At 29.6% G+C, this 20,293-nt stretch carries 16 protein-coding genes; all 16 read right to left on the bottom strand.

Annotated elements, in window-relative coordinates; all coding sequences use genetic code 11:
- A partial coding sequence (locus Q3304_RS07225; RefSeq protein ID WP_407815180.1) for a M20/M25/M40 family metallo-hydrolase occupies positions 1–364 on the bottom strand: 364 nt, incomplete at its 3' end.
- Positions 365–487: 123 nt separating this feature from the next.
- Positions 488–1,702: a diaminopropionate ammonia-lyase gene (dpaL, locus tag Q3304_RS07220; protein WP_054270550.1), complete on the bottom strand. Its 1,215-nt coding sequence runs from the start codon at positions 1,700–1,702 to the stop codon at positions 488–490.
- 358 nt (positions 1,703–2,060) lie between these two features.
- Positions 2,061–2,732, bottom strand: coding sequence for a flavodoxin family protein (locus Q3304_RS07215; RefSeq protein ID WP_054270551.1), 672 nt, complete (start codon positions 2,730–2,732; stop codon positions 2,061–2,063).
- 82 nt (positions 2,733–2,814) lie between these two features.
- Positions 2,815–5,031: a xanthine dehydrogenase family protein molybdopterin-binding subunit gene (locus Q3304_RS07210; protein ID WP_407815179.1), complete on the bottom strand. Its 2,217-nt coding sequence runs from the start codon at positions 5,029–5,031 to the stop codon at positions 2,815–2,817.
- A 2-nt stretch (positions 5,032–5,033) separates the two neighbouring features.
- A complete protein-coding gene (locus Q3304_RS07205) occupies positions 5,034–5,504 on the bottom strand; it encodes a (2Fe-2S)-binding protein (protein WP_054270553.1) in 471 nt (156 codons plus the stop codon).
- Between the two features lie 61 nt (positions 5,505–5,565).
- Positions 5,566–6,960, bottom strand: coding sequence for an amidohydrolase family protein (locus Q3304_RS07200; protein WP_054270554.1), 1,395 nt, complete (start codon positions 6,958–6,960; stop codon positions 5,566–5,568).
- Positions 6,961–7,033: 73 nt separating this feature from the next.
- Positions 7,034–8,395, bottom strand: coding sequence for a uracil-xanthine permease family protein (locus Q3304_RS07195; RefSeq protein ID WP_054276888.1), 1,362 nt, complete (start codon positions 8,393–8,395; stop codon positions 7,034–7,036).
- Between the two features lie 296 nt (positions 8,396–8,691).
- Entirely contained in the window at positions 8,692–10,014 is a 1,323-nt protein-coding gene (locus Q3304_RS07190; RefSeq protein ID WP_407815181.1) for a uracil-xanthine permease family protein, read from the bottom strand.
- A 355-nt stretch (positions 10,015–10,369) separates the two neighbouring features.
- Positions 10,370–11,410 (bottom strand): sigma-54-dependent Fis family transcriptional regulator, encoded by a 1,041-nt coding sequence (locus Q3304_RS07185; protein ID WP_054270557.1) that lies wholly within the window; start codon positions 11,408–11,410, stop codon positions 10,370–10,372.
- Positions 11,411–11,762: 352 nt separating this feature from the next.
- Positions 11,763–13,031, bottom strand: coding sequence for an McrC family protein (locus Q3304_RS07180; protein ID WP_054276891.1), 1,269 nt, complete (start codon positions 13,029–13,031; stop codon positions 11,763–11,765).
- Positions 13,024–14,958 (bottom strand): McrB family protein, encoded by a 1,935-nt coding sequence (locus Q3304_RS07175; RefSeq protein WP_407815019.1) that lies wholly within the window; start codon positions 14,956–14,958, stop codon positions 13,024–13,026. The genes Q3304_RS07180 and Q3304_RS07175 overlap by 8 nt, the downstream gene beginning before the upstream one ends.
- Positions 14,959–14,985: 27 nt before the next feature.
- On the bottom strand, positions 14,986–15,708 hold the full coding sequence (locus Q3304_RS07170) for a cell division protein (RefSeq protein ID WP_407815018.1): 723 nt from the start codon (positions 15,706–15,708) through the stop codon (positions 14,986–14,988).
- A 49-nt stretch (positions 15,709–15,757) separates the two neighbouring features.
- On the bottom strand, positions 15,758–16,735 hold the full coding sequence (locus tag Q3304_RS07165; protein ID WP_284182024.1) for a WYL domain-containing protein: 978 nt from the start codon (positions 16,733–16,735) through the stop codon (positions 15,758–15,760).
- 57 nt (positions 16,736–16,792) lie between these two features.
- Positions 16,793–17,293: a QueT transporter family protein gene (locus Q3304_RS07160; RefSeq protein WP_074179660.1), complete on the bottom strand. Its 501-nt coding sequence runs from the start codon at positions 17,291–17,293 to the stop codon at positions 16,793–16,795.
- A gap of 283 nt (positions 17,294–17,576) precedes the next feature.
- Positions 17,577–17,885, bottom strand: coding sequence for a hypothetical protein (locus Q3304_RS07155; RefSeq protein ID WP_054270563.1), 309 nt, complete (start codon positions 17,883–17,885; stop codon positions 17,577–17,579).
- A 140-nt stretch (positions 17,886–18,025) separates the two neighbouring features.
- Positions 18,026–20,290: a xanthine dehydrogenase family protein molybdopterin-binding subunit gene (locus Q3304_RS07150; protein WP_407815017.1), complete on the bottom strand. Its 2,265-nt coding sequence runs from the start codon at positions 20,288–20,290 to the stop codon at positions 18,026–18,028.
- Between the last annotated feature and the right edge of the window lie 3 nt (positions 20,291–20,293).

Here is a 20,293-nt window from a genome sequence, read left to right as displayed (position 1 = left end):
TTGCAAAGTATGCAACTGCTGACATCATTGCTGTATATTGACCTTTCATGTCAGAAGTTCCTCTACCATATATTTTCCCGTCTACTATTTTTCCTTCAAAAGGAGGAACGCTCCATTTACTTTCATCTGGAACTGGAACTGTGTCTATATGACCATCAAATAATATTTTCTTACCTGGCTTGTTTCCTTTTATGCATCCTACTATATTTCCATATCTATCTCTTGACCAACTGTCAAAACCTAATTTTGCAAAAGATTCTTCTATTGCTTTTACAACGCCTTCTTCATTTCCAGAAGAACTAGGATTTTGAATTAATTTTTGACATATTTCAGTTACTTCTTGTTTTCTTTGTTCATTTAACATTTCATTATCCCCCTAGATTTTTTATAATGTATGTATTATATGTTATATACTTTCTAAATTTTAGAATTTATATATTTTCTAAATATGTAAATTGCTACTTAATAATGATATTTTAATCATTATTTATATACTTGGATATTCTCCATCCCAAACTATACTTCTGTATTTATCAGGGTCAGTGTCTCCTTCTGTACTTATTAAAAGTATTCTTGAATTTTCATCTAATTTTAAATCTTTTCTTAAGTCTGCTAAATCTTCTCTTTCCATAGCTGCTATTAAAAGACCAGTTGTAACTGCTCCAGATTCTCCAGAGATTACCTTTGCATCTCCATTTAAAGGATTACCTAATGTTCTCATACCTTTAGCAGAAACCCAGTCTGGTGCTGAAACAAATGCTGCAGCATGATTTTTTAATACTTCAAATCCTATAGTATTTGGTTCTCCACAAGCAAGACCAGCCATTATAGTTGGCATATCTCCTCCAACAAATCTTGGTTTTCCATCTCCTGCTTCTGCTGATTTATAGTAACAATCAGCTTCATCAGCTTCTACTACTACTGTTATTGGGCATTCATCGTATATTGAAGCAACATATCCTTGAACTGCTCCAGCAAGTGAACCAACCCCTGCTTGCACAAATACATGTGTTGGTCTATCTACTCCATATTCTTTTAATTGCTCTATCGCTTCTTGAGCCATAGTTCCATATCCTTGCATTATCCATGCTGGAATTTCTTCATATCCATCCCATGCTGTATCTTGAACCATTACTCCATGATCATCAGCTTCTGCATAATCATTAGCTAATCTTACTGCATCATCATAGTTTAAGTCTGTTATACTAGCATCTGCTCCTTCTCCTTTGATTTTATTTAATCTAAACTCAGAAGAACCTTTTGGCATTAATACAACAGATTTTTGACCTAATTTATTAGCAGTCCAAGCAACTCCTCTACCATGATTTCCATCTGTAGCTGTAAAGAAAGTTATTTCTCCTAATTTTTCTTTTATTTCATCTGAAGTTAATTTGTCATATCCTAATTCAGATATATCTGTATCTAATCTTTGAGCTAAATATTTACCCATAGAGTAAGAACCACCTAAAACTTTAAATGCGTTTAATCCAAATCTATAAGATTCATCTTTAACATATACTCCTGCAACTCCTAATTTTTTTGCTAAACCTTCTAGGTTTGCTAATGGAGTTTCTTTATATTGAGGAAAGCTTTTATGAAAATTTCTAACCTTAGTTATTTCTTCTTCATTTAAGAATTTAATACAATTTTCCTTGTCACCTTTTGGCAAATTATTTACTTTCCATTTAATCTCTTTTAACATCTAAAATACCTCCAAATTATTGTTAAATTTTTATACTTTAATATACAAGCAATTAACATGCCAATACTAAATATATGTTGGATATTTTTCTATGACTGCTTAATATAGAAATTGCAATGCTTTTATTATTTTTTCTTATCTACCTTTAATTCATACAATGTGTGTAGAATTTAATAAATGAAAAACCTTTTCTATCTTCTCACTTTTTAATTCTCATTTTTAAAATTTAAAAATAAATCTTAAAATCCTCTGTTTGTATATTTTTTAATACCTAGCTTATAAAATCTAAATTAAAACATAAATAGTGATGTAATAATCTATTACATCACTATTTACATATTCATAATCTAATAAGTTTTTAATGGTCTCTAAGAGGTGATTTTTCATCTTTCTTAACATCTAATTCCTCTTTTACAACATTCCATTTTTCAAGACCAAACTTAGAAACCATAACAGCTTCTGCTGCTCCTTTTCCAAGTCTTTTTATAGTATCCATACCTGTTTCGTCTTCTTGTGCACCTTTTGCTTTTCCATCTTTACTCCATATTGTCCCACCTATATAACAACCACCTAAACCTCCAGATACTAACATTTCATGCATTAGGAAGAAATTTATTATAGGAAGTTTTGTAAGCTCTTGACCACCATATCTAGTTCCACCAGTAGTTATAGCTGCTCCAACTTTATTTTGAAGCTTCCCTGGATGAACTAAATACATAGGACGAAGTCTGTTAAATACTGCTGTAAGTTGAGCAGTTATATTCATATCATATACTGGAGAACCAACTATAATTCCATCTGCTTCTAATATTTTTTGCTCTAATTCTTGTATATCATCTTTTATGATACACATAGTCTCTTTTCTTATACATGCATCACAGTGTACACAAGGACTTATTTTTTTCCCTCTAACTGACCAATACTCAGTTTCTATACCAGGTATAGTTTCAGCTTCTTTCAAAGCTTCTAATACTGCATATTCTGTTGCTCCTTTACGTGGACTTCCACAGATACCTAATATCTTTGCCATAACAATATCTCCTCATCAAATAAATCTATTTTTATTATCCATTTACAAATATAATAAATTGTAATTTCTACCTTAACTTCTGTTACTTTAATTTTATTGGTAATGAATGTATTTCTACATTAGTTGCATTGTACACTGCATTTGCAACAGCTGGTGCAACTGGTACAACAGCACATTCTCCAATACTTTTACCACCAAAAGGTCCAGCTTTTTCATAACCATTTACAAATGCAACTTGACACTTTGGCATATCTACAGTTCTAAATAATTTATATGTTTTAAAATCAGTAGCTTTAGGTCTCCCTTGCTCATCAAATGCTAACTCTTCACTCAATGCGTAACCTAGACCCATGTGAATTCCACCTTCTAATTGACCTTCTAAGTTTAGAGGATTTATAACTCTACCAACATCATGCACGGCTACAAAATCAACCACTTTGATATCTTTAGTTTCTTTGTCTACTAAAACTTCAGCAAAATGTACACCATATGAAGTAAGTCCTGCAGGAGAAGAATAGTCTTCAACAACAGTTAATTCTCTTAAAGACTTACTTTGACTATATACTGCAACATCAGATAATGATGCTTTGATATTTTCATCAAGTTTACTAATTACATATCCACCATCTAGATATAATTCCTCTTTTGATGTTTCAAGTAATTTTTCTGCTTCTTCTAATATAAGTGTTTTCAATTTCTCTGCTGTTTTTTTAGCTCCTCCACCTTCTACAAATACACCTCTACTTGCATAATCTCCAAGATTGAATGTACATGCATCAGTATCAGTTTCAAATGTTTCAACTTTATCAGGTGTTATTCCTAAAACTTCAGCTACCATCATTGTTTGCATAGTTACAACACCATTACCCATATCATGTGCTCCTGTAAGTAGTGTCAATGTACCATCTTCATTTAATTTAAGAGTCAATGTAACGACATCCCTATGTGCACCAAAAACTCCATTACCATGTGCACCTATTGCCATACCTATACCTCTTAAATATTTTCCTTCTTCTTTTGGAAGATTCTTCTTTTCGTCCCACTTAAACATTTTTTTGCCTTGTTCTATACAATCCAATACTCTAGGATTTCCAAGAGAACCATGGAAAATTATATCAACATCATCTGGTTCTACTGCGTTTTTATTTTGGAAATCAACTAAATCCATTCCTATTTCCTTAGCTATTTTAGCAAATTGAGCCTGTTGAGCCATAAATATCTGAGGTGAACCATAACCTCTCATAGCTCCAGCTATTGGTGTATTTGTATATACAGGCATTCCAGTAAATTTTATATTTGGTATTTTATAAACTTTAAATACTTTATGGCTAAGTGCACCTATAACATTTAAAGCACTTGATGCATATGCTCCTGTATTTGTATATATTTTTATATCTTGTGCTATTACTTCTCCATCTTTATTTACACCAGTTTTTAATTTTACAAAAGACCCATGACGAGTTCTTGTTGATATCATAGATTCTTTTCTTGTAAGAACCATTTTAACTGGTCTTCTAGTCATTTTTGATAATGCTGCTGCTACTGGCTCAATTGTAAGTTCTAATTTTCCACCAAATGAACCTCCAATAGCAGGTCTTATAACCCTTATTTTATTTAGTGACATCCCAAAAATTTGAGATAGTATTATTCTAAATCCAAATGTATTTTGGCAAGGTGTATGTACAATTAACTTATCATTATAATCATAGTGTGCAATTACACTGTGAGTCTCTATTGCACTATGATGTATTGCTGGAGTAGAGTATTCATCTTCAAATATATAATCACATTCTTTGAATCCTTTTTCTACATCTCCTCCATTTATGTTGTTTTGGGAAACTATATTTGAATCCCCATGTATACATATAGCATTTTCTTTTATTGCATCCTGTATAGTAAATACAGCTGGTAATTCTTCATATTCTACTTTTATAAGCTTTACAGCTTTTTCTGCTATTTCTGGTGTTTCTGCTGCTACTGCTGCAACACGGTCACCAACAAATCTAACTGTATCTGAAAATATAACTTCGTTTTCAGGTATATTATGTTCATAGAATCTCAAAGAACCATTGTATTTTCTTTGTGATGTGTTAAGATGAGTAGCTATAGCTCTAACACCCACTACTTTCTCTGCTTCACTTATATCTATACTTTTTATCTTTGCATGTGCTACAGGACTTAAAAGCATTTTAGCATGAAGCACATTCTGTGGTTTCATATCAGCCACATATTTCATTTGACCAGTAACTTTTAAAGCTGCATCTTTTAGAGGGTATGATTTTCCTATTACCTTTTCCATAACTATCTACCCCCTAATCTAGCTGCAGATAATTTTACAGCTTCTATAATTTTCACATATCCTGTACATCTACAGAGATTTTCTTTAAAAGCCTCTCTAATCTCATCTTCATTAGGAGATGTATTTCTATTTAAAAGAGCTTGTGTAGTTATAATCATACCAGGAGTACAATACCCACATTGTACAGCTCCAACCTCTATAAAAGCTTCTTGTATTGGATGAAGATTTTCCCCATTAGCAAAACTTTCTATAGTGTATATAACTTTACCTTCGCAGTTTCTTGCAAGAAGTTTACAAGATTTTACGTCAACTCCATCTATCAAAACTTTACATGCTCCACAACTGCCACTATTACAACCTTGTTTCGCTCCAGTTAGATTTAATTTTTCACGAAGTACATGCAAAAGAGTTTCATTATTTTCAATTTCTATTTCATACATGTAATCATTAATATTTAATTTTATTTTTTCCATTTTCTCCTCCTACAGATAAACTAATGTTGTAATAGAATATTATTACAATCTTATTTTAATATTAGTATAAGCTATTCCACTTATGCCCTTCCATTCTATTAGTTACATTAGCTCTCTTACATAATTCTTCTGCTGCATGTTGTGCATTCAATAATACTTGTTCTTCACTTTCGATTGTAGTTACTTTTCCATTTTCAAGTATTACATTTCCATCAACTAGAACACTTTCTACATTATGCATGCTAGCTGAGTATACCAAAGTTGATACAGGATTGTGAAGAGGTATTGATTTTGGAGAAAGCATTGAGTTAAATATTACTAAGTCAGCTTTTTTCCCAATCTCCAAAGAACCTATTTCATCTTCCATTCTAAGAGTTCTTGCTCCCTCTATTGTAGCCATTTCAAGAACTTTTTCTGCAGAAATTGCAAGAGGGTCACAATTATTCACTTTGTGTTGTAAAGCTGTTAGTTTCATAAGCTCTACCATATCTTGTGCATTATTACTTGCTGCACCATCAAGACCTAAACTTACATTTATTCCTTGTTTTAACATTTCTGGAACAGGTGCAACTCCAGAGGCAAGGTACATATTACTTGCAACATTATGAGAAACTTTTATATCATACTTTTTAAGCATTTCCATGTCTTCATCAGTTATGCATACACAATGTACTGCTACAACTTCTGGACCTACTATACCCCATTTTTCAAGTAATTTTATATCTATTTCTCCATGTATATCTTTTGTTGCTGTTCTTGCAAATTCTGTTTCAGATATATGAACTGTAAAATATGAGTCATATTCTTTAACTATATTCCAAAGCATTTTACCCATTTCTTCAGATATAGCCCACATTGAAGAAGGTGCTACACAAATTTTTATTCTTCCATTTTCTGAGTTATGATATTTTTCAAATACCCTTCTTAAATCCTTTTCAACCGTTTCCACATCTTCTATAAGCTCTTTATGAATACCTAAGTCTATACAGCCTCTACCTACAACGCCTCTTATTCCTAAATCTTTATACGCTTTTACTATTCCATCTGTAAGTCCAGGTCTATTGTGTGTATGCATGTAATCAACCATTGTAGTTATACCACTTTTTAAACCTTCCATACATCCAAGCATTGCAGCATCATAAGTATCTTGCTCTGTTAAGAATTTTGCTGATGGAAACATCATTGTATTTAGCCACTCATGAAGTGCCATATCATCACCTAGACCTTTTAATAATACTTGGAATAAATGATTATGAGTATTTATAAAGCCAGGGAATATAACTTTTCCATTAGCATCTATAACCTTTTTAGCATCCAGATACTTAGGCTCAATATCAGCTGTGTTTCCCATATCTAAAATTCTATCACCTTGAATAGCTATTGCTCCATCAAATATGACTTCTCTATCTTTGTTAACTGTAACAACTATTGCATTTTTTATTAGTATATCAATCATCTTAAATCCCCCTTATTAATACTTTCATTACAACATTTTATCATATGGCTTTCTCATATCATATCTAATACATTTATCCAATATTTTCCTCAAGGTTTGAAGTAACGTTTTCAGACTTTTTATTTGATTTTAATTTAAATAATGTCTGAAGTAATATAGCTATTATTGCTCCAGAAACTATACTTGACCCTCCAAGAACAGTTCCAATTGTTGCTGGGAATTGGTCTAAAACTTGTGGTGCAGTTGTAAGACCCATACTTGTTGCTATAGATACTCCTGCTATAAGATTGTTTTCTTCAGTAAATCCATCCATACTCATAATAGAGAAACCAGACATTGCTATTGATGAGAATACTACTAAAGTTGCTCCACCAACAACACAAGATGGTATAGTTGTCATTATTGCACCTAATGCTGGAGATATTCCTGCTAGTAATAATACAAGTGCACCAAGTGCTATTACAAATCTACTTGTAACTTTATTCATAGATACGATTACTGTATTTTGGCTGAATACTCCAGTTGGAAGAGCTGCAAATAATGATGAAATTATAGAAGTTATAGAATTTCCTAAAACAACTGATGATAACTCTTCATCAGTTACCTCTCTATCCATTGCACCTATTGTAGCTATTGTACATGCACCCATCATATCAGCTATACCTATTATGTAAATAATAGTAAACATTACTATTAACTCTGGTCTAAACTCTAATCCAAAAGCTGCTGGTGTTGGTAAAGATACTATGGCTGCTCCTTGAACTGCTGAAAAATCAACTAATCCTAAAACTAAAGATATAGCATAACCTACCAATATTCCTATCAATATCGAAGAATTTTTTACTAGACCCTTACCATATTTATTTATCATTATTATTACAAAAGCAACTATAACTCCCACTATAAAGTTTATTGGGCTTCCAAATGTTTCTGCCCCTTCTCCACCTGCTAAATTCTTTATAGCTGTTGCAAATAATCCAAGTCCCATACATGCGATTATAGTTCCAGAAACTATTGAAGTGAATATATGTCTAATTTTCTTAACTCCAAATCCTACAAAGAATACGATTACCCCAGCAGCAATCTGTGCTCCAAATAAAGCTGCTAAACCATCCTTAGCTGCTACTGAAAGACATGCTCCTAAAAATACATAACTCATTCCCATCATTACAGGTAATCTTGAACCTAACTTAAATCCTTTAAATAAAGGTATTGGATATAATTGTAAAAACGTTGCCAAACCTGCCGCTAACATAGAGCCTTGAATCAGCATTGTCGCTTGCCCCTGGTTAAGTCCTACCACGTTTGCTATTAATATCGCTGGTACCATATTTCCTACTATCATTGCTAACAGATGTTGTAAAGCTAAAGGTATTGATTCCTTTAGTGGTGGTATCCCATCGACATCATATTTTGAAGTATTACGTGTTTTCATAAAATAAATCCTCCCATACATAAATATCTTGACTAAATATTTTTATAATTATTTTCTATAAATATTTTTATGACCATGAATTTATTGCTCAACCGATAAACACAGCTAAACTGAGCTATTTTTATAAAAAATTAACAAATTTTCTAATATACCCTCCCCGATTTTCTTTTTGAATAAATATTAATTGTCTGGTATATATTTCTTTGATAAATTTTTTATTAAAATGAATAGCTATCAAAAATAATCTAACAACCTCATAATAAATAATTTAAACAACCCTTTCAAATTATTATATCTTAATTGGCTTCTTCCATAACAGCTCTTTCTTTAGCCTCATCCTCTAGACTTTTATTTGGTATTATTAGATTTAAAATGAATGCAACCAATGTTGCGATTACTATTGGAGATTCTCCAAATACTAATTTTACAAATGAAGGAAATGCCTCTTGGGCTGCTGGGACTGATGTTATTCCCATGCCTAAAGCAATTGCCAAACCAACAATGGTAATATTTCTTGATGACAACTCTTCTGTAATAATTAACTTTATACCTGTCATTGTTATCATACTAAATATAGATATTGTAGCTCCTCCCAAAACTGAATATGGTATAGTAGTCATTAATGCACCAAATTTAGGTACAAACCCCGACAATAACATAAATATACCAGCTATTCCAAGCACAAATCTACTTATTACTTTGTTCATAGCTACCATCCCCACGTTTTGGCTGTATGATGATGGTGGCAAACCTCCAAACAAAGCTCCTATCATAGTACAAATTCCACTTCCTACTACTCCACTTGATAATTCTTTATCTGTAATATCCCTGTCCATACCTCCCATTGTAGTAGCTGATAAATCTCCAATTGCTTGAACAGCATTGATTATACTTACAATTACTACTGATATTACTACAGGTATATCAAATTCCAATCCAAACTCAAGTGGTTTAGGTACTGCAAACCAAGCTGCTTCTCTAATAGGGTCAAAATTTATTATACCCAAAACTAAAGATACACAATATCCAACTATAATTCCCAAAAATATTGCTGCCAATTTTGCATACCCTTTTGCAAATTGACTAAGACCTATAACTACCACTAGTGTTATAGCTGCTACTGACCAATTTTGCATAGAGCCATAAGTAGGGCTATTTACACCACCTGCCATATAATTTATTGCTATAGGATATAAAGATAATCCAATTGTAAACACTACTGTTCCTGCAACTATATTAGGAAAAAATCTTCTTATCTTTTTTATAAATAATCCTATTAATACTGTAGCAATTCCCCCTATTAGTTGTGCCCCCAAAATGCTTGCTAATCCGTAATTTCCTCCAACTGCTACAAGTGTTGGTACATAAGTAAATCCAACTCCAAAAATTATAGGCAATCTTGAACCAATATTTCCTATTGGATATAGTTGTATAAGTGTCGATATGCCAGCTATTATTAATGCATATTGGACTAAAAGCGTTATTTGTGTAGGGCTAACACCTACAGCTCCTCCTACGACTATAGGTACTGTAACAGTTCCAACTATCATTGCTAATATATGTTGCATTGATAGTGGCAGACACTTTAAAATTGGTGGCCTTCCATCAATATCAAACATAGAGACACTCTTTTGATATTTACTCAAGGTTATCACTCCCAACTATTTTTTAATGACAGTTATTATTATCTCATACAACATCCTTTCTTTTTTTATTTTGTCATCTCAATTTACTATGAAGCAATTATAATGCCAATTTTTTAACAGAATTGTTTTACACATATAAATTTTATTATATTTGTTAGTATTTGATAATTTGATAAAGCATTTATTTTTTTTAATTCTTTTAAATTTTTTTTATTTTTGGATAATAAAATACTATTACACAAAAAAACACTTGGAAAATTATTTTCCAAGTGTTTTTTATCAATTTTATAATTTCAATTTTTAGAATTGAGAATTAAAAAGTTAATTATTATACATCTATTTTTCTGTATAAAGTAGCTAATGATATTCCAAGTTTTTTAGCAGCTAACTTTTTAGACTTAGTATCATTACCATAAAACTTCAACACTTTCTTTATATATGCTCTTTCAAACTCTTCAAGCGTAAGTATCTCTTGTTCCATACTTATCTCATAGTCATTTTCCTCAAGTAGTTTTATATTTATATTGTTTCGCTTAAAATATTCAATTATCTTTCTATTTATTATACCTTTGTGTATTATGCCATCTTCTTCAAGGAGATTTAAGGCTAATTCTATAGTGTTTTCCAACTCTCTAATATTCCCTGGCCAAGGATATTTAAGCAACATTTGCTCTACATCTGGTTCTATATGGTACACATTTTTCTTCATCTTTCTGGAATATTTATCTATAAAATTGTTTATTAATATTTGTATATCATCTCCTCTTTCTCTAAGTGGAGGTACTTCTAAAGGTATTACATTTAATCTATAGTATAAGTCTTCTCTAAATTTATTTTCTTTAACCAATTCAAATAAGTCTCTATTAGTAGCCGATATGATTCTAACATCTATATCAATCAGTTCGTTTGAGCCTATTCTCGTAAACTTCTTTTCCTGTAATACTCTCAATAACTTCGATTGTAGTTGAATTGGCATGTCTCCTATCTCATCTAAAAATACGACTCCTCCATTGGCCAATTCAAATTTACCAATCTTACCTTTTGAATCTGCTCCACTAAAAGCTCCTTTTGTATATCCAAAAAGTTCACTTTCCAGTAGAGGTTCTGGTATAGCAGCACAGTTTATAGCAACGAATGTTTTATTCCCTCTATTTCCTGCGAGATGAATGGCCCTTGCTATTAACTCTTTTCCAGTACCACTTTCTCCAGTTATAGCTACAGTAGAATCGCTATTTCCAATTTTGCGAATTCTATTTTTTAGAGCACGCATTACATCAGAATCTCCAATTATAGAGTCTACTGTTGTTGTCCCCCAAATATTGTATACTTCCATTCCACCATACATTACTGAATCACTGTGTTTGTCCATAAAATATCAACTCCAAATAAGTATTCTATATAATAATCCTTCAAATTATCTATTTAATTATATCATAACAGAAAAGTTTAGTTATAATTTAATAATATTTTATTTTTCAAGTTAAGATTAATAAAAAGTATATCTACCAAATCTCAAATTAGTAGATATACTTTCTTAATCTTACACGCATCTTATATTAAACAAGCAATTGCGATGCCACACTTTACATATAAATGCTTTTCAAAATTTTAAATTTAAGATTTTTATAAATTTTTTTCTATACATCAGAAATTTTTCTATACATATAGAGTTATATTTACCCTTTTTTAAAGTATTTTTATTATTTTTATAATTCTTATTTCTAAAATTTATAATTAAAAATTATTTTTTTCAAATCATCTTTTGTGTTTTTCACATCATCTAATCTCACAGTTTTTGCTTCTATAAATTTACCTTTAAATGATTCTGATAATTTCCAAGAACTATAATTTTTATCCTTTTGAATACAAGGATATAACAATATGCATCTTTTTGCATTTTCATAGGTTGTTATGTATGCATACATCTGATATATATCACTTGACCTATAAAAAACATTTGAATCTACTTCAATAGCTTTCCATTTTGTATCAATTATAATTTCATATTCGTTTTTTAAATCGTATAATACTATATCTGGTCTTAAATTAAAATTTTTCTTTCCTGTTTGTTCATTTTTTAAGAGAAATTTACTCTTATCTTGTATATAAGTTTCTCTAGATGAATTGTCCCATATATTTTTTATTAAGACACCTATATATTCTTCATATAAAGTATTTATTTCAAATAATATAGAAAATGCTTCTTGATTATTTTGACTATTATCCATCGATAAATTTAAAAGTATGAGTCTAGCTAGTAAGTAACAGTCTTTAAATCTATCATTGTTTTTATAAAATTTATAATCTAATAGTTTTTCTTTGTCTACATAAATTAAGTCTACATTTTGAAAATAGCTTAAAATTTTTTTAATCTTACTTTGAATTAAATTATCATTTATTCTATATAAAATAGATATACATGCTTTTTTAAGAACTTGATTCAAGAAATTATTTTCACTATATTCATCATACTCACATTTTATTTTCACTGGAGAAATTCCTCTTTCTCTTGCGTATGTACTCAACAATATTTTACCTCTTATAACATTTGAATTTTCTATTTTATTTATATATTCAAAGTGAATGCCTCTTTTAATTTGTGTTTGCATATTTTCAATAAAATACATGACAAAGAAATTTAAAAGATTATAATTTTTCAAACTTAATCTTATGCTTTCATTCATTATAATTGGAATTTTATTACATATAGAAAGCATCTGTAATAACATTTCTCTATCTTTTGCAAGATTATCACTTAATGACAGTTTTGGAAGCACTTCAAGTATTACATTTTCAAAACATATAACACCTACATAGTTTATGAATCTAAGTTTTTTATACTTAATATCTATTATATTGCTCTTTAATACATCATTATTATTATCTATATATTTAAGCAATTTTTCATATTCAATTTCTGTAAGCTCATTTTCACCATTACCAACCCTTATCCATTCGTAAGTTTCTTTAACATATATATTTTTACTCATATATATTTTTTAACTCCTCACTAGATATGTTTCGCTTTATACAATAGTTAACTTTATTTTCAATCACAGAAGTATTATTTTTTTTAAATAATTCAGAAGCTATAAGTTCTTCTTTATAAACAATATATTTATCTTTTTCATCTTTCCCTATACCACCTAAAATAAGACCTACTTTTTCTGAATCATAATAAAAATACTCTTGAAGAAGTGGTATTATTTTACTTCTAAATACTGACACTATATCATCAATATTATCTACATCAAGTAAGTAAGCTTGTCCAATTACATGGTCTCTATCATATAAAAACTCTATCCTTTTATTAATTGTATATAGCATATTTTTAATATCTATACCATCTACAATAGGCAATAAATCATACTCTGGCATAATTTCTTCAAAATTAAATCTTCTTCTCAAAGCTATATCTAAGAGTGCTATTGATTTATCTGACGTATTCATAGTTCCAACTATATACAAATTGGGAGGTAAAGAAAATTTTTCTTTTGAGTATGGTAATTTTACAATAGTTTGATTTGATTTAGTGAGTCTTTTATCTTCTTCAAGTAATGTTATTAACTCACCAAATATTTTAGATATATTTCCTCTATTGATTTCATCTATTATTAAAACATAGTTTTCTGATTCTTCAAAATTAAAACTGTCACTAGATTCTATATTTTCTAATATCAACTTCTTTTTTCTAGTTTTTATCTCTTCTAAAGTCAAATACTCTTTTTCCAACTCAAGATTCAACTTTTTTTCAAACTTCAATGCATCATAACATGCTTCTATAGATATATCTTTTAATATTCCATCCTCTGGTTTAAAATTACCTTCACCATCAGACTTTAGTCCTTCTATAAATTCCTCATATCCATATGATTGATGAAATGTACAAAATTCTACATTATTTTTATAATTTGTATTACTTATGTAATCTCTATCTTTTAAACTAGTTCCATTTATCAAATTACAAACTTCTTGTTTTGCATTATATGTTTTACCAGTTCCTGGTGGACCATAAAGTATAGTATTTAAAGGCATTTTATTAGTAAACCTTTTTATATACTTCTCAACTAGACTATTATTTTCAAATACGACCCAAGCATTTCCATCTATATTCTCTTTTTCATGCTCTATCCACTTAACAGGTAAAAAATATCCTCCCTCTAAGATACTTATTTTTTCTATATCGAATCCTTCCATAACTTGACATACACCAAATACACTCTTCATTGTATGGTCATTTTCACAGATTACTTTCTCACTATTATATAACAAAATATAATCATCTGTATTTATGTTTTTAAGATATTCTAATTGCTCTAGGTTAGTCGGTTGAATAAATAATTCTTCATTGTCTATACATTCATCTACATTTTTATAATAATAGTTTTTTAGATACCATTTATTATTGTCACTTTCTTCTATCATTTTTCTCAATGATTTCTTATCTTGTAACTTAATGATTTCTAAATATGAACTAATATCATTATTACTTAATTTATAAAACTCGCTTGTATATACTTTGTAACTTGAAACTGCATCAAAGTTGTGCATCCATTTCACTGGCAATGTATGCCCCAAAATATGACTTAATTCATAACCATCTTCAAAACTTTCATCAACTATACCAATAGATACACTACATTTAATTTTTTCTTCTATATTTTGATATGCCTTATATAAAAAATAATCTCCTTTTTTAATTGACATAAACTTTTTTATAAAATCTTTGTCATTACAGTTCTCATTGATATATTTTTCTGATTTTTTTCCCATATTGAATACTTTTTTTAGATTTATTTTTATATCAAAACCAAGTGCAATTATACTTTCTTCTCTAAAAACTTGTGGTGTATCTGTTTCTTGATAAAAAAATTCTTCCATTAACCAATACTCTGCAATCCTTATATTTTCAGACATATCTTTCTCCTTAATATCTAAAATATGCTAATTATACAATAAAGCAACTTTAATCTTTCCACCTAAATTTTCTTTTAAGTATAAAGAGAATATCACTTCATATTTTTCTTCTATCTTACTTTGAATATTATTTATTAAATCATTCAATTCTACTAGAGAAAAATCCATATTTCCTTCAACAAATACAATGCCTTTTTTATTTACAAATTCTTCACCAAGATATTCCATTCTCTCAAATAAAGTGTTAGCCATTTTACTATATTCTTTTGTATCTTCAAATTCTTCAAAAGAATACTTAATTCCTTTATCTCCTATAATCGCTTCTTTTAAGTCAGTTATATCTATATTTATCATACAAGAATCTGAAATAGACTCTATCATAATATTCATCAAATCAACAAATTTAAAAATACTCTCTCTATTGATTTTAAATTCTCTTCCAAGTTCCAAATCTTCTTTATTTTCCTTATCAGAACAATTCATTCCTATAGATAAAATTCTTCTTTCATTTGACATATATGAAATAGCTTTTATAATTTCTCTACTTTGTTTATCTTCAGTTGAATAGGCTAAAAATAATATGTCTACTCCGTCTAAAAGACTTCTTACATATTCTTTCTCAACTTCTTGATTTATATTGATTCTTTCTATGTCTACATTTTCTTTTATTTTTTCTTCTATTTCATTTATTATATTGATACCTTCAGTCCCAATACCAATTATCTTAGCATTCTTATTAAAATCTTCCATTATAATACATTTCTCCTTAATGATTATTTAGTTTTAACATTTTTAAATATTATAACATATTTTCTTCAAAAAAATATTTTAACTCCTTAGCCTTGTCATAAAGCAACTTATTTATAAATTTCGGCTCTACCACCCTTGCCTCTTGCCCTATTGAAAATAAAGTAGATACATACCAATCTATTTCATCATGCTTTATAAATGTATCAATTATACCACTTCCATCTTCATTCATCTTTATATCTAAATCATAAGAATCATTCTTTAGTTTCAATACACCTTCTTCAGTCAATAGTACACATAGTTTAGTATTTTCATCAAATTCTTTAGCAAATTGCATATTTTCATATGCTTCCATATATACTGTGTCTATCCACTCTTTCAAACTTATATTTTTCTTTTTGCTATTTCCTATCCTTTTAAATTCAATTACATTTTCCATACAAATTAATATAATCTTATCACTCTCATAATCATACACAGGTGTAAACCACACACACTTCTTTAAAAATATACCTATAGGACATACATTTTTTTCATGTAATTGATTTCCAGACTTATATTTAATATTTAAAATACAAGACTCTGATGAAGCTCTAAAAATTTCAACTATATCACTACTTTTATACATTCCTTCATTAGGTATAAACTCAATATAACTTTTTATATTATCTATTCCTTCTTTTATACTGCTTTTACGCTCATAACTTATTTTTCTTATTATAGAATCAATTTCTTTATCTATTAACATCGACCTATAAATTTGAAGTGACTTAAGAGCAAAGAAGATGGACATGACTTCTATTTCTGTAAATACAACAGGAGGTATATAACTATTATTTAAAACCCTATATCCTCCATTCCTACCCTTCTCTGTCTGAATTGGAAGTCCCATTTCATTTAATTCTGTCAAGTATCGTTGAATAGTCTTAGTCGAAAGATTAAACTCTTCTGACAACTCTTTAATTGTAAACTTCTGTTTATCATTAATATATGTCCAAACATCAGTTAATCTTTTTATCTTTGACAAATAAAATCCCCCTTATTATTAATACTAATCTTAATCTATGAAATGATAATTTATTTTTTAAAATTTAATATCGATGACCTTCTTGTATTTTTTCATTAAGAAACTGAAAAATGGTACTCCAACCACTGTCACAACCACAAATTCTCCAAAACCTACCTGTATCATAGATAAAATCAAAGGAAGTCCAAAAAATATGTTTAACATCAATCCAACTACAACTGCATTTACGATAGTTGGCCATATAGAAGCTATGATCAGTGTGCCTTTACTTTGTCCACCTATCTTTCTAGTAAAATAAATCAAACTCCCACTTATAAATGTAGCTAATGTCCCAAATACTATATCAGGTACACCATATGGTCCTATAACATTTGCTAAAAAGCATCCTAATGTAAGACCTACTATGTATCCTTTATCTAAAAATGCTAAGAGCATCATAATCTCTGCTATTCTAAATTGTATTGGTCCATAGCTTATAAATCCCAATGACAGAGTTAAAACAGCATAAATTGCTGTAACAACTGCTGTTAATGCTATATTAATACTCTTTCTTCTCATATCTGTCTCCTAGTAAAAATTTTATTGCTAAAAATTAATAATATAACTTTATTTTATACAAATTCTATAAAGTTAAACAGTTATTTTATATAAATAAATTATTTTAACGAACTATTTTATTAATTCAATTTATATTATACAATATGATACATATAAACTCAAATATCTATATTTTAAATATATGTTATAATTATCGTATACAAATTCAAATTTAATTTTCTATTATTCTATAAAAACATTAAAAAAGAGCCTTAAAATTAGGCTCTAATAATTTATGTCAAAATCAATGAACTCTGCTATCTTTTAATTTAGATAATATCATCCAAGTACCTATGCAATCAATTTCTAGTTGTTTTTCTATCTCATCATACAACATTTCTTGATATGATGTATTTAAAACTACATTTTCAACAAGTTTAGAAATTTCCTCTTCTGCAAAGTCAATTTCTATTTGATTTTGTTTTTCTTTAAAGAACACTCTTACTTTTCTCTGACTTATCGAACGACCCTCAAAGCTGACTAAACATTCTAAAATGTTTTTATCTCCTCTAAAATTATTTACTGCTCTTATGTTATTTAGATTTCCAGCCAAAACATCATCCCCTTAGTTAATTTTATATTTTATAAGTAAAATTCATAATATTATAATAACTACTTATTAAATATCTTTCAACAGGTATGACATAACTGGTTGTTTAACATGTAAAACTAGTCTAAAATCTTCATAAATAATTATTTATTCATTGCCATGAATACTTTTTCAGGTGTAATAGGAAGTGTATTTATTCTCACACCAACCCCATTAAATACAGCTTCTTGTACAGCTGGCAAAGGTGTATTTATAACAACTTCTCCAACTGACTTAGCACCAAATGGCCCTGTTGGTTCATAAGTTTCAACAAAATCTACTTCTACATTTCCAATATCACATCTAGCCGGAATCTTATATTGCATAAATGTATTCGTATCCATACTACCTTTTTCTGTGTATCTAACTTCTTCAAATAAGGCCATTCCAATCCCTTGAACAATTCCACCTTCAACTTGTATCTTAGCTAGATTTTTATTTATAACTGTTCCACAGTCTACTATAGCCACATAATTTACTAAATCAACCTTCCCAGTTTCTTTATCTATTTCAGTTTCTGCAAAACCAGCTATAAAAGGTGGTGGTGATACTGGACTACCATGAGAAGCAAGACCTATCAATTGATTAGTGTCAGGCCCAATTGTAGAATCCACTGCTATATCAAATAATAATGTGCTACCTTTTTTACTAGTTAAGTTTACACCATCAAATTCTACTTCATCTATATCAACACCTAGTTTAGTAGCTCCAGCAGAAATTATTTTTGCTCTTAAGTCTTGAGCAGCTTTAACTACTGCCATACCTGTTACATAAGTAGTACTTGAAGCATATGAACCTGGGTCATATGGAACTAAGTCAGTATCAGCCGATATGACTGTTATATTTTCGATACTCGTTTCAAGTACTTCAGCAGCCATTTGGGCTAGGATTGTGTCACTTCCTGTACCCATATCAGTAGAACCTATCATAAGTGTATAATCTCCACAGTCATTCAATTTAATTTCAGCTGAAGACTTGTCAAGACCTTGTATACCAGAACCTTGCATAGTAATTCCCATACCAACACTTCTAATCTTTCCATTCTCAAGATGTTTACAAGGATATTTTTCATCCCATCCAATAAGCTCTTTACCCTTATTTATACATTTTACTAAATCCACACTATTTAAAGTTTTTCCATATGCAAATGTAGTCTCACCTTGTGTTACTACGTTTTTTAACCTTAAATCTGTTGGGTCCATTTTTAATTTGTCAGCAAGCATATTTATAGTTGATTCAACAGCAAAACATCCTTGAGAAGCTCCATAACCTCTAAGTGCTCCTGCTGGCATTTTATTAGTATATACTACATCTGCAATGAATCTTGTTGCTTCAACTTTATTATACATTGGTAAAGTTTTTTCTCCAACCAAACCAATAGTTGTAGAGGCATGCTCTCCATATGCACCTGTATCAGAAAGTGCATTTATATCTATAGCTTTTATTATTCCATCATTAGTAGCACCTAGTCTAACCTTCAATCTCATCGCATGTCTACTTGTTGAACAATTAAAAGTTTCTTTTCTATCATAAATTATTTTAGCTGGTTTACCTGTTTTTAAAGTTACAATTGCTGAGAAAATCTCCACACATGCAGTTTGTTTTCCGCCAAATCCACCACCAATTCTAGGTTTTATGACTCTAATTTTACTAGCTGGTAGCTCTAATGCACGAGACAAATGTCTTTTAACGTGAAATGGTATTTGAGTTGAACTTACTACAACCAATCTACCAGTGTGGTCTAAATAATTGTATGCTCTATATGTCTCCATCATTGCGTGCGCTTGTGCTTGAGTATAATAAGTTTCTTCAATTACTATATCACAATTACTTAGTACTTTGTCCATATCACCTTTAGTATAATCATGATGTGATACTATATTATTTTCTCTCTGCATACCTATGTCAAAGTTACAATGTCTATCCTCATCATGAACTACAACTTTATTCCCTATTGCTTTTTCAAAATCCAAAACAGGAGTAAGTACTTCATACTTTACCTTGATAAGATTCATTGCCTTAATTGCTGTCTTTTCATCCACAGCAGCAACTATAGCTACTTCATCACCTACATACCTAACAACATCTTCAAGAATTAATCTATCATATGGAGATGGTTCTGGATATGTTTGACCAGCAAGTGTAAATCTAGATTTTGGTACATCTTTATATGTTAAAACACATTCAACACCATCAACCATTTCTGCCTTTGATGTATCTATATCTTTTATTTTTGCATAAGCATGAGGACTTCTAAGTATCTTTACCACCAAAGCATCTTTTGCTGATAAATCATCTGTATACACAGGTTTACCTGTTGTAATACTCATTCCATCTATTTTTTTGATTCCTTTTCCAACTATATTCATGTT

It is taken from the genome of Clostridioides sp. GD02377, from assembly GCF_045899875.1.
Lineage (GTDB): Bacteria > Bacillota > Clostridia > Peptostreptococcales > Peptostreptococcaceae > Clostridioides > Clostridioides difficile_A.
The sequence above is the reverse complement of the archived record's forward strand: the minus strand, read 5'-3'. Positions and strand labels throughout refer to the sequence as shown.

Bases quoted from the DNA above. Each gene is read 5' to 3' on its own strand.
- Q3304_RS07205 (WP_054270553.1), bottom strand. From the start codon at position 5,504: ATGGAAAAAATAAAATTAAATATTAATGATTACATGTATGAAATAGAA.
- Q3304_RS07195 (WP_054276888.1), bottom strand. From the start codon at position 8,395: ATGAAAACACGTAATACTTCAAAATATGATGTCGATGGGATACCACCA.
- Q3304_RS07215 (WP_054270551.1), bottom strand. From the start codon at position 2,732: ATGGCAAAGATATTAGGTATCTGTGGAAGTCCACGTAAAGGAGCAACA.
- Q3304_RS07190 (WP_407815181.1), bottom strand. From the start codon at position 10,014: ATGTTTGATATTGATGGAAGGCCACCAATTTTAAAGTGTCTGCCACTA.
- Q3304_RS07180 (WP_054276891.1), bottom strand. From the start codon at position 13,031: ATGAGTAAAAATATATATGTTAAAGAAACTTACGAATGGATAAGGGTT.
- Q3304_RS07210 (WP_407815179.1), bottom strand. From the start codon at position 5,031: ATGGAAAAGGTAATAGGAAAATCATACCCTCTAAAAGATGCAGCTTTA.
- Q3304_RS07160 (WP_074179660.1), bottom strand. From the start codon at position 17,293: ATGAGAAGAAAGAGTATTAATATAGCATTAACAGCAGTTGTTACAGCA.
- Q3304_RS07150 (WP_407815017.1), bottom strand. From the start codon at position 20,290: ATGAATATAGTTGGAAAAGGAATCAAAAAAATAGATGGAATGAGTATT.
- Q3304_RS07185 (WP_054270557.1), bottom strand. From the start codon at position 11,410: ATGGACAAACACAGTGATTCAGTAATGTATGGTGGAATGGAAGTATAC.
- Q3304_RS07170 (WP_407815018.1), bottom strand. From the start codon at position 15,708: ATGGAAGATTTTAATAAGAATGCTAAGATAATTGGTATTGGGACTGAA.
- Q3304_RS07200 (WP_054270554.1), bottom strand. From the start codon at position 6,960: ATGATTGATATACTAATAAAAAATGCAATAGTTGTTACAGTTAACAAA.
- Q3304_RS07175 (WP_407815019.1), bottom strand. From the start codon at position 14,958: ATGTCTGAAAATATAAGGATTGCAGAGTATTGGTTAATGGAAGAATTT.
- dpaL (WP_054270550.1), bottom strand. From the start codon at position 1,702: ATGTTAAAAGAGATTAAATGGAAAGTAAATAATTTGCCAAAAGGTGAC.